Genomic DNA, 12,830 nt, shown 5'->3' on the forward strand with positions numbered 1-12,830 from the left:
TGATTTCTTAAAGTCTTATCTGCTAACTAATTACCCGTTCTATATCCTTACAGACTAAAGTTCGGTACGATTTTCAATGGCTCTTAGGAGCGTTACTTCGTCCGCATATTCGATATCAGCTCCGACTGCTAGACCTCGTGCTAGACGAGTGACCTTAATCCCTGCAGGTTTAAGAAGTCGAGAGATATACATGGAGGTCGCCTCACCATCTGCTGTTGCATTAGTGGCCACGATAACCTCTGAAACTTCGCTATCCATGAGGCGAGTCATGAGACTTTTGAGATTGATATCATCGGGACTAATCCCATTCATAGGGGAAATCAAACCGTGTAAAACATGGTAAAGTCCGTGGTATTCCTGGATGTTTTCCATAGCAGCAACATCTCGGCTATCCTCCAGAACCAGAATCGTAGACTGGTCACGGCTAGGATCGGTACAGATAGAACAAGGATCATCATCTGTCAAGCGTCCACAAATAGAGCAATAGGTCAATTCTCGCTTGGCTGCAAGAAGATTTTTTGCAAATTCATTGACGTCATCATCCGACATCCCAATAGTATAAAAGGCCAGTCGGGTTGCTGTCTTAATCCCGATACCTGGAAGTTTAGAATAACTGTCAATCAGCTTTGCTATAGGTGTTGGGTAAAGCATGGCTTCCTTTCTAATTCATTGGATGGTGTTGATTATATAAATTGATAATGTCGCGAGCAATTGCTGGCCCAACATTTTTGGTTAAATTGGTATTATGAGGAAAGACTACTGCAACTGCAATTTGAGGATTTTCTGTTGGAGCATAGGCCACGGCATTGGTATTATTAGCTTCTTGACCACCAGCTACATAGCTTTCAGCTGTACCGGTCTTACCACTGATAGAAACAGTGGCGCCATCTGAAAACGCCCGTCCTGTCGTTAGGGGACTAGTTCCATGCGATACTTGGTAAAATCCTTGGTGCAGGATAGACATGTCAGACTCAGAAATATTAATCTTATTCATTTCTGTGCTGTCCGTTTGCTTAATGAGTTCTCCCAAACCACCTTGTTCATTGTTGTCGTAGACTCCTTCCACGATATGAGGAGCTAAGCGGACACCATTATTGGCAATAGTTGCTACATACTGAGCTAACTGCATCGGTGTGTAGTTGTCGAACTGTCCAAAGGCATTATTTAGATAGTTGGCCAAATCATAGTCTTTAGGGATAAATCCTGTTGATTCCTCGGGCAAGTCAATACCTGTAGAAGCACCCAAACCATACTCACTAAAAGTCGCGCGTAGTTTTCCCATGGCAGACTCAAGTTGGTTGGTTTTGACTGTCATATTTGGTTGATAGGTCTGACCCATCATTCCTAGCGCAGTTTGAACCATGTAGGCATTAGATGAATATTCTAGAGCCTCAACGGCTGTAACCGGAAAGGAACTGTAATAAGGGGTATACCAGGAATTGATAGGCGCAGAACCTTGGAAGACGATTGGTTGATCTGTCAAGGTTTGATTTCCTGACAAGACCCCATTTTCCCAACCTGAACTGATGGTAGCTGCCTTAACGACAGATCCTGGTACGAAGACATTGGTTACTGTACCAAGTGAGTCTGGTGTCAAGTCTCCTGTTTCTAGATTGTGTTTTATTCCTGACATTGCCAATACAGCACCTGTCTTAGGATTAAGGGCTACTGCATAAACACCTTCTGAGTATTTAGCACCACCATTTGTAAGTTCAGAATTAAAATAACTCTTCAAAAGGCTGTCTACGCTATCTTGGAAGGACAAATCAATGGTTAATTTGATGTTTTTCCCCTTGCTACCTTCTTCGATATTTTCTACGCTCTCCATGTCTCCGTGCTTATCCAAATGGATTTCCTTGACGGTCCGTTTCCCTTGCAAGACCTCTTCGTATTGCTTTTCAAGATAGGAAGTCCCGACTCGGTCATTGAGCGAATAGCCTTTTTTCAAATAAGTGTCTACTTCTTCTGCTGGAAGACCGGATTTTTCACTAGAAACAGTTCCGACAATAGATGAAAGAGAGGTTTCTAAGACTTTTCGGTCCCATGAAGTAGAGATGGAAATACCTGGTAATTCCTTAGAAGCAGATGCAATCACAGCTACCTGTGTATCACTTAATGGATCGGTTTGAATATTCCCGGTCGCAAAATTAGCAACTGCATTGAGCTGGTTAAAAAGGTAGATAATCTTCTTTTCATCCTCTGAATAGTTCAGCTGATCAGAAGTGATACTCTCAGCGGCATTGTTATAAAGTTGAGCTTCAGATAGCTGATTGCCATCTGAATCATACCGTTTATCTTTTGGAAGAGCTTCAACTGTTTTCTTATAAGCTTCGGCATCCGCCAAGTAGTAGTCTGCCATTTGTCGGTCCGTCAACTCTGGAGAGGTGACTGTGACATAGGTCAACAATTTTTTAGAAATATCCTTCAAATCAGCCGCAGTCATCTTATTGCTTCGTGTAAAGGAAACAACTTGTTTAACGGTATTTTGGACTAAAGGTTTCCCTGTTGCATCATAGATTTCTCCGCGAGCAGAACCCATGGTTACTCGAGTTTGGCTAGCAGAAGCGAGTTTGTTTTCATAAAAATCCTTATGAAGAACTTGCATATAAAGCAAACGACCAATAATTGCTAAAAAGAGCAAGATGACGATTGCAAATAACAAATTAAGCCGTGTCGGTATCGAGTGGCTATTGAATTTTCTCATACACATCAATCTCATTTCTAATCAAAATCACACTCTTCATTGTACCATAATTTAGGTAGAAAATTATGGAAAAAGAAAAGACTTTTCCTTTTTGGTCCAAAAATTAGTTTCTATGATATAATGGTAGTAAACGCTATTTTATTTGTTGGATTTGTCAAAGTAATTTTGGCAAATAGCTATAAAAGGAGTTCCATGAATAAGCAAGATATCTCTACGATTATCGACCTTCACTTTGAAGAGATGACCGATTTAGAGCAAGAAATTGCCCGCTATTTTCTGCAGGCAGATACTATAAACGATGACTTATCCTCTCAGCAAGTTACTCAAAAACTTCATATTTCCCAGGCAGCGCTCACTCGTTTTGCCAAGAAATGTGGTTTTAAGGGCTATCGAGAGTTTATCTTCAAATACCAACAACAAAAAGACACTCTTTCTGCTCCTCAACAGGATATGAATCCTTTGACTCAACGAGTTCTCAGAAGTTATGCAAATGTGCGAGATTTTTCTCAAGGATTGATTGACGATGAGCAGTTGGAACGTGTAGCTCAGATGATTGAGCAATCCGAACGAGTGTATTTTTTCGGAACTGGGAGTTCTGGTCTAGTCGCACGTGAGATGAAGCTACGTTTTATGAGATTGGGTGTCGTCTGTGAAGCCTTAACAGATCCAGACGGTTTTGCCTGGACGACTAGTATCATTGATGAAAAATGTTTGGTCTTTGGTTTTTCCCTCTCAGGAACAACACCGTCCATCATCGATAGCCTATTAGATGCCCAGGACATGGGAGCTAAGACGGTTCTATTTACAAGTTCACCGAATAAGGATACTCAAGCCTTTACAGAAACTATTTTAGTCGCAGGTCAAAACCAAGCCTCTTATATCCAACGAATTTCTGCTCAGATTCCAATGCTGATTATCATTGATTTACTCTACGCTTATTTCCTAGAGATTGATCGTGAAAGTAAAGAAAAAATCTTTAATAGCTATTGGGAGAATAATAGACTGAATGGTTATCGTAGAAATCACAGAAAGGGAAAATCCTAAATTGATTTTAACAATTTAGGATTTTTTATCATTCAAAATTTTTTGTATAAAATCTCGATAGACATTTATCTATACTCGCTAATTTTTCTAAAATAATTCAGCTTTCATCACTCGAATCGTAGCTTCTGAAGCAAAACCAAGAAGGGCATTGTCAGAAATGCTAGTCATTTTCACTTTGAAGTCAAAGATTGAATCAGCTTGCTCTGTAAAGTCGATCGTTGGAATCGTGATTGTTTTCTCAGTTTCACCATCTTGGAAGGTTAGGTCAGCTGTTGTGTCCTTGTACACTTTACCATGAACCCCTGTTCCTGGCTCTGTTACAACATGGACTGTTGCTGTTCCTTTGCTACCACCAACACGCTTAATTGTTACAGTAACCGGTTGACCTTTTTGAACTTCATAGGTCGTTTCTTTCATCTCAAACATACCTTTACCAGCATTGTTGAGCGTGTAGATACCTTCCGTTGCAATAGCTTTACCAGTTTTGTTAACGAGTTTGATGGTATGTTCACCTGGAGCCAAGTCTTCAGTTTCATAAACCATCTGGCTACGTTTACGAGCTGCATTATTGGTTTGTACGTCTGCAACCTTTTGACCATCCACGTAAACGGACATTTCACCGTGGTTTGAATCAACTGTAGACACTACATATGCTTTTGTTCCAGTGAAACGGTATGTAACACTAGCATCTTTTTGGTTAGTCCACATAGATGTTCCGCGGACGCCTTCAGATTCATCATACCAAGTTGTATTCTCTTTATCAGCAGTTGTATTTGAATGGTAATCTAGTCCTAGAGGGTAACCATCTGTTTTCTCGATACTACTTGGTGTCTTATAAACAGAGAAGTTTGTCAAGATTGGAGTCGCTTGTGCACCAGTAATGGTTACACGAATCTTTTGCGTCTCTACTGGTTGACCTTGGATAAGACGACGATAGCCAACAGTCGAACCTTCACCGTATGGTACCCAACGTCCATTAAGTTCAACTTCAACCTTGAAGCCAGAGATACGTTGACCCTTAGCGATATCTTCTTTGAGTTCGACTACGTCAAAACGTCTCTTTTGTCCAAGATCGACAGTAAATTCACCTGTCTTAGCATCATTTGCTAGTGCCCAGCTCGTATCATCCTTACCATCTGTCAAATGACTTGCTTGATACAAGTGATTCTTACGAGTAGAACTTGCAGTTACAGTTGCACCCTTAGCGAAGTCAGTCGCATACATTTGATCCAAGGTTGCTCGGAATTCTTGCAAGCGAGCGACATCTGCTTCTGCGAATTTACCTTCTTTATTAGGTGGAATATTGAGGAGAAGTGGCGTTCCACGACCAACAGACTTGAAGTAGATATCCATCAAATCTTTGATTGATTTTGGCTGTTGATTGTCATGGTAGAACCAACCTGAACGGATAGAAACGTCTGCTTCACCAACTGAGTACATGTCTCCTTCTGGATCTCCATGGTTGAGATATTCATTCTTCACATCATCAGTGATTTTAGCTTTCCTGACCTTATGCCAAACCGGATCTCCGGCGATACCACGTTCATTACCGATCCAACGGACACTTGTCGGTTGAGCAGAGAAGATAGCGATATCTCCTTCAGTTTCCTTGATGTACTTGAACCACTCATCAAAGGTATAAGTTACTTTTTGAGCTCCGCTACCACGCGCACCGTCCATCCAAACTTCGATAAACTTACCTTTGTTTCCGTATTTAGGATTGCCAAGGATTTCCTTGAGTTGGTTGAGGTAGTATTCGTTGTACTCTTTCTCAGTTGCAACACGATATTTAGGATGGTTGGCATCCCATGGTGATAGGTAAACACCCATATTCATGTCATACTTAGTCGCTGATTTAGAGATCTCTTCGAGAAGGTCTCCCTTACCATCTTTCCACGGACTAGCAGCGACCGTATGGTCTGTATATTTAGATGGATAAATCACAAATCCGTCATGGTGTTTTACAACCATGATTGTTCGTTTGAACCCAGCATCCTTCAAAGTCTTAATCCACTGATCTGTATCAAGGTTAGTTGGATTGAAGTACTGAGGATTTTCTCTACCGTTCCCCCACTCAGAGTTAGTATAGGTGTTCATACCATAGTGGATGAAGGCAGCCAATTCTTCCTTGTGGTAGTCCAATTGAGCCTTGCTTGGAAGTGGACCGTAAGCAGCAATTTCTGTTTCTTGATCCTCAAGGGAGCTTACTTTACTGTTATATTTTTCTTGTTGATTATAGGTCAATGATTGCTCTCCTTTAGTTCATATCTATTGGTATTACTGATATATATTTGAATTAACTTAAATATACTATATCGAAGTCAAAAATGCAAGATACCTTGCCAGCAGTAAGCAAGTTAGTATTTGCCTTTATTTAAAAATCCTAAATTGGCAAGGCCAATTTAGGATTGTTTTGTTTTGAAATGATAATAAGCACCGAGCATGCCAGCAGTATTCTGATGGTGGGCAAATTCAAGTCGAGTCTTGTCTGCTAAGCTTGGAACAAGCGAATCTTTCAAAGCCTTACGGATTTTTGGTTTCAAAATTGCTTCTTGCCCCATGATCCCACCACCAAGGATGACAACTTCTGGATTGGCAACATAACAAATATTTGCGAGACCCTTACCAAGGTAATCCACCATACGGTCAATCCCCTCCATACAGAGTTTATTGCCTTCGGTAGCTTCTTTGAAAATTCTGCGACCGTTCCACTGTTCCACTTCATCTCCATGTGCATCAGCCACATACTTAACAAGAGCTGTCGTAGACGCTAAGTCCTGGAAGGCTCCATCCTGCATGTGCAGATAACCAACTTCACAGGCAGAATTACTAAAGCCATGGAAAACTTGCCCATCAATGATTAAGCAACCACCGATACCAGTCCCAATCGTCAAGCAAAGGGTAATACTTGCACCCTTTCCTGAACCAGAGACAGCTTCAGCAAGCCCTGCACAGTTAACATCATTTTCAATTTCACAAGGAATGTTAAAGCTTTCTTCAATTTCCTTTTTAAATTTGGTTCCGGCATAATTTGGAATCTGTGGACCAGCGTAGAAAATCTCACCCTTATCAGGATCAACCATTCCCGCCGAGGAAATTGCTACACCTGACACTGGTCCTTTTTCTAGATAGCTAGCTACGATATCTTTTGTTTTCTGTAAGATGTGTGGACCACCCTTGTGAGCCTCAGTCGCTACTTCGTTAGACTCTACAAGTTGTCCATCCTGATCAATTAAACCATATTTGATATTAGTTCCACCAATATCAATTGCAACGTAATTAGTCATAAAGCCTCCTATTGATTAGAGGAAACGCTCCTTAGATTCACGAATCAATTGAGCAGCTGCTTCTACAACTGGACGATCTTCTTCGGTCACTGGTGTAAGTGGAGAACGAACTGATCCGATGTTAAGTCCTTCATTGATTTTCAAGACTTCTTTGATAACGCCGTACATATTTCCATGAGCTGCAGTTAATTTACCGATGATAGAGTTGATAGCGTATTGCAATTCACGTGCTGTTTCTAGGTCTTTATCCGCAATCAATTGGTTGAGTTTCAAGAAGAGTTCTGGCATAGCACCATAAGTACCACCGATACCAGCTTTTGCTCCCATGAGACGTCCACCTAGGAATTGTTCGTCTGGACCATTAAAGACGATATGATCATCACCACCAAGACTTACAAAAGTTTGAATATCTTGAACTGGCATTGAAGAGTTTTTAACACCGATAACACGTGGATTTTTCAACATTTCTGTATAGAGACTTGGAGTCAAAGCGATACCTGCCAATTGAGGAATGTTGTAAATAACGTAATCTGTGTTTGGTGCTGCAGCACTGATGTCGTTCCAGTATTTTGCTACTGAATATTCAGGCAAACGGAAGTAAATTGGTGGAATTGTTGCGATAGCATCCACTCCCAAACTTTCTGCATGACGAGCGAGTTCGATACTATCTTTTGTATTGTTACAAGCAACGTGAGCAATGATAGTCAATTTACCTTTAGCAACTGCCATAACTTCTTCCAAGATCAATTTACGGTCTTCTACACTTTGGTAGATACATTCACCTGAAGAACCGTTGACATAAAGCCCTTGAACACCTTTATCAATAAAGTATTGTACCAAGGCACGAGTACGTTCTGGGCTAACTTCACCCGCATCATCATAACATGCGTAGAAGGCAGGAATGACACCTTCATATTTTTTTAAATCTGACATAGATTTCTCCTAAGATTTCTTTTTTCTGCTTTGAGCAGATGATTTTTTACTATTTTAGTATACACCTTGTAAAAAGCGCTTTCAATACATCTTAGCCACTTAGATTTTAATTTCTATTCATCTCCCATAGCTTTTCTTGTTTGAAAGTAGTTTCATATCGTTTTCAATCTGCTTGATATTTAGCAAACAATTTTTCCATTAATCCAACTTGGCAAAAGGCAAGAAGACCAAAGCCAAAGAGTAGAAATGCTGAACCACCAAGCACTAGAGTAAAGCCTGATAGATAGAGAAGCATAATGATTAACAAAATAATCGCAAGCATCAAGAAGAACCAAACGAAGTTAAAACTTACCAAAAGTAAGCCCTTTTGGAGCACTTCTTTCCAAGTTAATTCATAGCGTGCAGCAATTGGATAGCTAGCCAACATAACTAGTGTTAAAAATATCAGAATTCCCAAGCAAATAGCTTTAATGAGCTGAAAGGCAACACCAGTTTGACTCCAAAATAGTGATAAGTCAATCACACTGATCAAAAAGATTCCTAATTCCAGCAAACCTAACTGAAAACCTAATTTCAAATTTTGCTTAAAGGCTCTAATATAGATTTTGAAAACAGGAATACGACGGCTGCGCTTCACTTCAAAGATTGTCTGATAGAGACTGATTTTAGCTACTCCAATAGTTACAATAGGTAAACAAGACACAACAAAGAGTAGGTTAACCGTCACGATATCTAAAACTTTCTCGCAAAAACGCATCAGAAAGTTATCCGTATCGAATGCCGCTTTTATCAATCCAGATCCTTTATGTGCCATTGTTTCTCCTCCTAACTGACTAATCGATTAAAATTTTAAATAAATATTTGCGAACTTTATCTTCCATACCTGCATAACCGTTAGGCTGATGAGGTTCTCCTGGGAAGAAAACTGCAAAATTGTGATATCCCAACAAGAGTGGGTATTGTTCGTGACAATGAACAAAGCCAATATCGCTAGCTTCATCAAAGGCTACAGCCTCATCTTTTATACGAGAACCGTAGCTAGAATACTCATGTCCTTCAACTAACAAATGTAAGTCTGCATAGTTTTTATGATGCTCAAAGCGATCATTTTCTTCTTTGTTGAGAACATTTTCTTGCACAACTAAGAAGACCTTATCTCCATCAATATCGTATTTCCCTAATTCAAAGTTATCTTTACGATGCTCATAGAGATAATCGATGGCCTTATCGAGATTTGGGTGAATTCCCTTGTAAAAGCTAATGTTTTTTAAATCATCAAAAATCATAGTAATTTCCTTTACCTGATTGTTATCTTCAGACACAAAATGTCTAGCCAGTAAGTTTATAAGTGTCTAACAAAACTTCGTGAAGTAACCAACTCCTCTCCATTTTGTAGACACTTATATATCCTGTATTCTCTTAGTCTATCAACTATACTTCTGCATACTGATAAACAGATTGTACTATATTCAATTTTCGCAGAGTATTAACCTTTAACGGCTCCCATAGTAATACCTTGAGTGAAGGATTTTTGGAAGACAAGGAAGACTGTTACGATTGGCACAGCTGCAAGAGCAGCCCCTGCCATAATTAAACCATAGTTGGTTGCCATCTCAGCCTGCATAGTCGCAACCCCGAGTGAGATGGTCAAGTTGTTACGAGATGTCAACATAACCAACTGCATAAAGTAGTCATTCCATGTATTGATGAAGGTAAAGATTGCAAGAGCTGCAAATCCTGGCTTCACGATTGGGAAGGCTACGCTCCAGAAAGTACGAATCTCACCACATCCATCAATCTTAGCAGATTCGAGCAATTCTGTTGGAATGTTTTCACTGAACTGTTTCATGAGGAAGACCCCAAATGGCCATCCGATTAAAGGCAAGATAACCGCCCAAAGAGTGTCATGGATTCCCATGAAGTTGACGATACGTACCAATGGTACTAGGACAACTTGTTTTGGAAGAGCCATGGCAGCGATAAAGATAGCGAATAGAATGCGTTGTCCATAGAAACGTTTCTTAGCCAATACATAACCTGCTAGGGAAGAAGTTGCACAAACCAAGAACATAGTTACCAATGAAATGAAGACTGAGTTCCACATCCATTGTAAGGCTGGGTTTTGCACCATCAATTGTTGGAAGTTCTCCATTGTTGGAGCTTTAGGGAACCATTGTGGTGGAATCATAATGGTATCTGGTTGTGATTTGAATGCACCTGTCAAAATCCAGTAGAATGGAAAGATAAACAGTACAGTCAATAAAAGCAAGAAGATGGTTGAAATAACAGTGAAAGCTGTTAAAGGTTTCTTTTGTGTAGATTGCATAGCTGTCTCCTTTCTATTAATATTCTACGTCGTTTCCAAGTACTTTAAATTGAACAAAGCTGACAATTGCGATCATAACTGCCAAGAATACACCAATAGTATTGGCATAGCCATACTCAGTCAATTGGAAGGCTTTCTCGTATAGGTAGTACATAAGTGTACTTGTTGAGTAGTTTGGACCACCTGAAGTCAAAAGCTGAATCAAAGCGAAACACTGGAATGAGTTGATGGTTGTAATGATTGCGATATAAAGAGTTGTTGGAAGGAGGCTTGGCCATTTAATCTTCCAGAAAACTTGTAACTCAGTAGCTCCGTCGACACGCGCCGCTTCAACAAGTGAGTTATCAATATTACCCATTGCAGCGATGTAAAGGATGATTGGCTGACCAACTGATGTTGTCAAAAGAATAATCATAATCGCCATCAAAGCCCAGTTTTTATCACCCAACCAAGAAATGTTTTGGCTAATGATATGGCTTGACTTAAGTACGAAATTCAAAATACCTGATAGAGGATCATAAATCCATTTCCATACAACCGTTACAGCAACACTACCTGTTACAACAGGAAGGAAGAATACGAAACGATAGAAGGATCTAGCAACTGCATTTTGTTGGTAAGTTTGTGATGCCACAAATAGTGAGAAGAGTACAACGACTGGTACAGAACCGATAACTAAGATTACGGTATTAATCAAAGATTTTGTAAAGACAGGGTCTTTAAACATGCGGATGTAGTTGTCCAATCCCACAAACTCAAAGCTAGTCATCGAGTAGTTAAAGAAACTAGTGATGAATCCCATGATCATTGGAGCTAGGACAAAGACGATAAAGAAGATTAATACTGGTGCTAAGAATGCATAAGAAACAATTGTTTCTCTCATGCGAATTTTATTGACTTTCACAGTCGGCACCTCACTTTCAAATAGTTTTTGTTTTTTGATTGTTATCTGACATTGATGTAAAATCAAAATGAAATTTTTTCCAAGAAAAGCCTATGTAAGAACTTCATTTTAATTTTGACCTGTCAGTTCCTTACTTTTTTTAAACAAAACCCCCCTTTTCGTACACAGATGTGCACAGGGAAAAGGGGGTGATTTTACTTTTTATTTAGGGCTTATTATTTAGCTGCTTTTTTGATTGTTTCATTCGCTTTTTCAGTGAATGTCTTCAAAGCTGCAGCAGGTTGTTCGTCACCGTTAGACACTGATTGCAACATTGGGAACCATAGAGTTCTCATTTCAGCAAATCCGTCGATTGTGTTGTAGTATGGAGAGTAGTATTGAGTCCAACTACTGATTGTTTCCATACGTTTGTCGTCGTAAAGTTTTCCAAATGAAGTGCGAACTGGGAAGGCACCTGTACGAACTACGTCTTTAGGACCCCACTCTTTATCATCTGCGATGAATTGGATGAATTTCTTAGCAGCAGCAACTTTCTTTTCATCCTTGTTGTTAAATACTGCAAATCCGTTTACAAGGTACTCAAGAGCTGGTTTGCCTGAATCAGATGGGAATGGTACTTCTACCACTTCAACTTTACTTGCTTCCAAGAGTTTAGCTTGGATACCGTTTTGAGCTGGTGCCCAAAGGATTGTGTATGATGTTTGACCGTTTGCAAAGTTTTGGATGTCTGCTCCACCGTCAAATTGTGAACCGTTGTTCAACAAACCATCTTTAATCCAGCTAGTTGCTTTTTCAAGACCTTTGACGAACTTAGGATCGTCAGTTGTGTATTTAGTAACTTCTTTGTCTGTTACAGAACCGCCGTATAGGTTAGCGATGAAGGCACGTGTTCCTTGGTCTCCCCCTTGACCAGAACTGAACAATGAACCTGGAGTGTATCCTTTGTCTTTAAGTGCTTTCAAGACTTTTTCAAAATCATCTGTTGTCCAACCTTCTTTAACAAGGTTAGCTACACCAGCATCTTCCAACATTTTCTTGTTCATAGCCATGTAGAATGGTGCAGAACTGATTGGATACATGTATGCTTTATCACCAGCTTTACTTGCTTGAATGATGTTTTCATTGTTAACATCTTTAACAAATTCATCTGTAAAGAGGTCATTCAACTCAGCTAATTTACCATTTTTACCGTAATTAATGATACGACCTGGTGCATCGAAAAGTACATCTGGAGCAGTTCCAGCTTCAATAGCTGTCGTGATTTTTTCTGGACCAGATTTGAAGTCGATTGTTTCTAGTTTAACTTTGATATCTGGGTTTGCTTTTTCGAAAGCTTCGATGATAGATTTTTCATAAGTTCCTACACCGTCACCAGATTTTTCTTGAGTGAAGACTGGGAAAGCCCACCAAGTGATTTCAGTTTTCCCTGCATCACTTGCAGCGTCTTTTTTAGCGTCTGATTTGCCACAAGCAGCAAGAGATAGAACAGCAGCACCCGCAAGTACTGTACAAGCTAGTTTTCTAAATTTCATTAGTATTCTCCTAAATGATGATATGCGTATCCGAAACGGATAATGAGTATTGACAACTTTGTATACGTTTACATTTTATTTTACTAATCAACCACTCTCC

General features: G+C 39.8%; 10 protein-coding genes and 1 pseudogene. 1 reads left to right on the forward strand and 10 read right to left on the reverse strand.

What is annotated here, in order from left to right; translation table 11 throughout:
* Positions 1-54: 54 nt before the first annotated feature.
* Together recR and pbp2b are read right to left on the reverse strand one after the other, a co-directional pair.
* Complete coding sequence (recR, locus tag ACLNCS_RS05610) at positions 55-651, reverse strand: recombination mediator RecR (protein WP_000966747.1); 597 nt, start codon at positions 649-651, stop codon at positions 55-57.
* Positions 652-661: 10 nt separating this feature from the next.
* A complete protein-coding gene (pbp2b, locus tag ACLNCS_RS05615) occupies positions 662-2,704 on the reverse strand; it encodes a penicillin-binding protein PBP2B (RefSeq protein WP_424847709.1) in 2,043 nt (680 codons plus the stop codon).
* A 192-nt stretch (positions 2,705-2,896) separates the two neighbouring features.
* Here pbp2b and ACLNCS_RS05620 point away from each other — a divergent pair, with 192 nt between their 5' ends.
* A complete protein-coding gene (locus ACLNCS_RS05620) occupies positions 2,897-3,748 on the forward strand; it encodes a MurR/RpiR family transcriptional regulator (RefSeq protein WP_414256302.1) in 852 nt (283 codons plus the stop codon).
* 87 nt (positions 3,749-3,835) lie between these two features.
* Here ACLNCS_RS05620 and ACLNCS_RS05625 read toward each other — a convergent pair.
* The 8 genes and pseudogenes from ACLNCS_RS05625 to ACLNCS_RS05660 all read right to left on the reverse strand — a co-directional run.
* Positions 3,836-5,944: pseudogene (locus ACLNCS_RS05625) on the reverse strand (alpha-L-fucosidase); the annotation flags it as partial.
* Between the two features lie 206 nt (positions 5,945-6,150).
* Positions 6,151-7,035: an ROK family protein gene (locus tag ACLNCS_RS05630; protein WP_414256303.1), complete on the reverse strand. Its 885-nt coding sequence runs from the start codon at positions 7,033-7,035 to the stop codon at positions 6,151-6,153.
* A 15-nt stretch (positions 7,036-7,050) separates the two neighbouring features.
* On the reverse strand, positions 7,051-7,968 hold the full coding sequence (locus ACLNCS_RS05635; RefSeq protein WP_414256304.1) for a dihydrodipicolinate synthase family protein: 918 nt from the start codon (positions 7,966-7,968) through the stop codon (positions 7,051-7,053).
* A gap of 163 nt (positions 7,969-8,131) precedes the next feature.
* Positions 8,132-8,782, reverse strand: a complete 651-nt coding sequence (locus ACLNCS_RS05640; protein ID WP_414256305.1) for a YesL family protein — start codon at positions 8,780-8,782, stop codon at positions 8,132-8,134.
* 19 nt (positions 8,783-8,801) lie between these two features.
* A complete protein-coding gene (locus ACLNCS_RS05645) occupies positions 8,802-9,254 on the reverse strand; it encodes a YhcH/YjgK/YiaL family protein (RefSeq protein WP_004250815.1) in 453 nt (150 codons plus the stop codon).
* A gap of 200 nt (positions 9,255-9,454) precedes the next feature.
* Complete coding sequence (locus ACLNCS_RS05650) at positions 9,455-10,294, reverse strand: carbohydrate ABC transporter permease (RefSeq protein WP_004250812.1); 840 nt, start codon at positions 10,292-10,294, stop codon at positions 9,455-9,457.
* A 16-nt stretch (positions 10,295-10,310) separates the two neighbouring features.
* On the reverse strand, positions 10,311-11,177 hold the full coding sequence (locus ACLNCS_RS05655) for a carbohydrate ABC transporter permease (RefSeq protein WP_033630848.1): 867 nt from the start codon (positions 11,175-11,177) through the stop codon (positions 10,311-10,313).
* A gap of 236 nt (positions 11,178-11,413) precedes the next feature.
* Complete coding sequence (locus tag ACLNCS_RS05660; protein ID WP_424847714.1) at positions 11,414-12,730, reverse strand: ABC transporter substrate-binding protein; 1,317 nt, start codon at positions 12,728-12,730, stop codon at positions 11,414-11,416.
* Between the last annotated feature and the right edge of the window lie 100 nt (positions 12,731-12,830).

The sequence above is a fragment of the Streptococcus sp. CL9.43 genome, assembly GCF_049737935.1.
Classification (GTDB): Bacteria; Bacillota; Bacilli; order Lactobacillales; family Streptococcaceae; genus Streptococcus; species Streptococcus infantis_I.

Coding starts and splice junctions, on each gene's coding strand:
- recR (WP_000966747.1), bottom strand. CDS start 651: ATGCTTTACCCAACACCTATAGCAAAGCTGATTGACAGTTATTCTAAA.
- pbp2b (WP_424847709.1), bottom strand. CDS start 2,704: ATGAGAAAATTCAATAGCCACTCGATACCGACACGGCTTAATTTGTTA.
- ACLNCS_RS05620 (WP_414256302.1), top strand. CDS start 2,897: ATGAATAAGCAAGATATCTCTACGATTATCGACCTTCACTTTGAAGAG.
- ACLNCS_RS05630 (WP_414256303.1), bottom strand. CDS start 7,035: ATGACTAATTACGTTGCAATTGATATTGGTGGAACTAATATCAAATAT.
- ACLNCS_RS05635 (WP_414256304.1), bottom strand. CDS start 7,968: ATGTCAGATTTAAAAAAATATGAAGGTGTCATTCCTGCCTTCTACGCA.
- ACLNCS_RS05640 (WP_414256305.1), bottom strand. CDS start 8,782: ATGGCACATAAAGGATCTGGATTGATAAAAGCGGCATTCGATACGGAT.
- ACLNCS_RS05645 (WP_004250815.1), bottom strand. CDS start 9,254: ATGATTTTTGATGATTTAAAAAACATTAGCTTTTACAAGGGAATTCAC.
- ACLNCS_RS05650 (WP_004250812.1), bottom strand. CDS start 10,294: ATGCAATCTACACAAAAGAAACCTTTAACAGCTTTCACTGTTATTTCA.
- ACLNCS_RS05655 (WP_033630848.1), bottom strand. CDS start 11,177: ATGAGAGAAACAATTGTTTCTTATGCATTCTTAGCACCAGTATTAATC.
- ACLNCS_RS05660 (WP_424847714.1), bottom strand. CDS start 12,730: ATGAAATTTAGAAAACTAGCTTGTACAGTACTTGCGGGTGCTGCTGTT.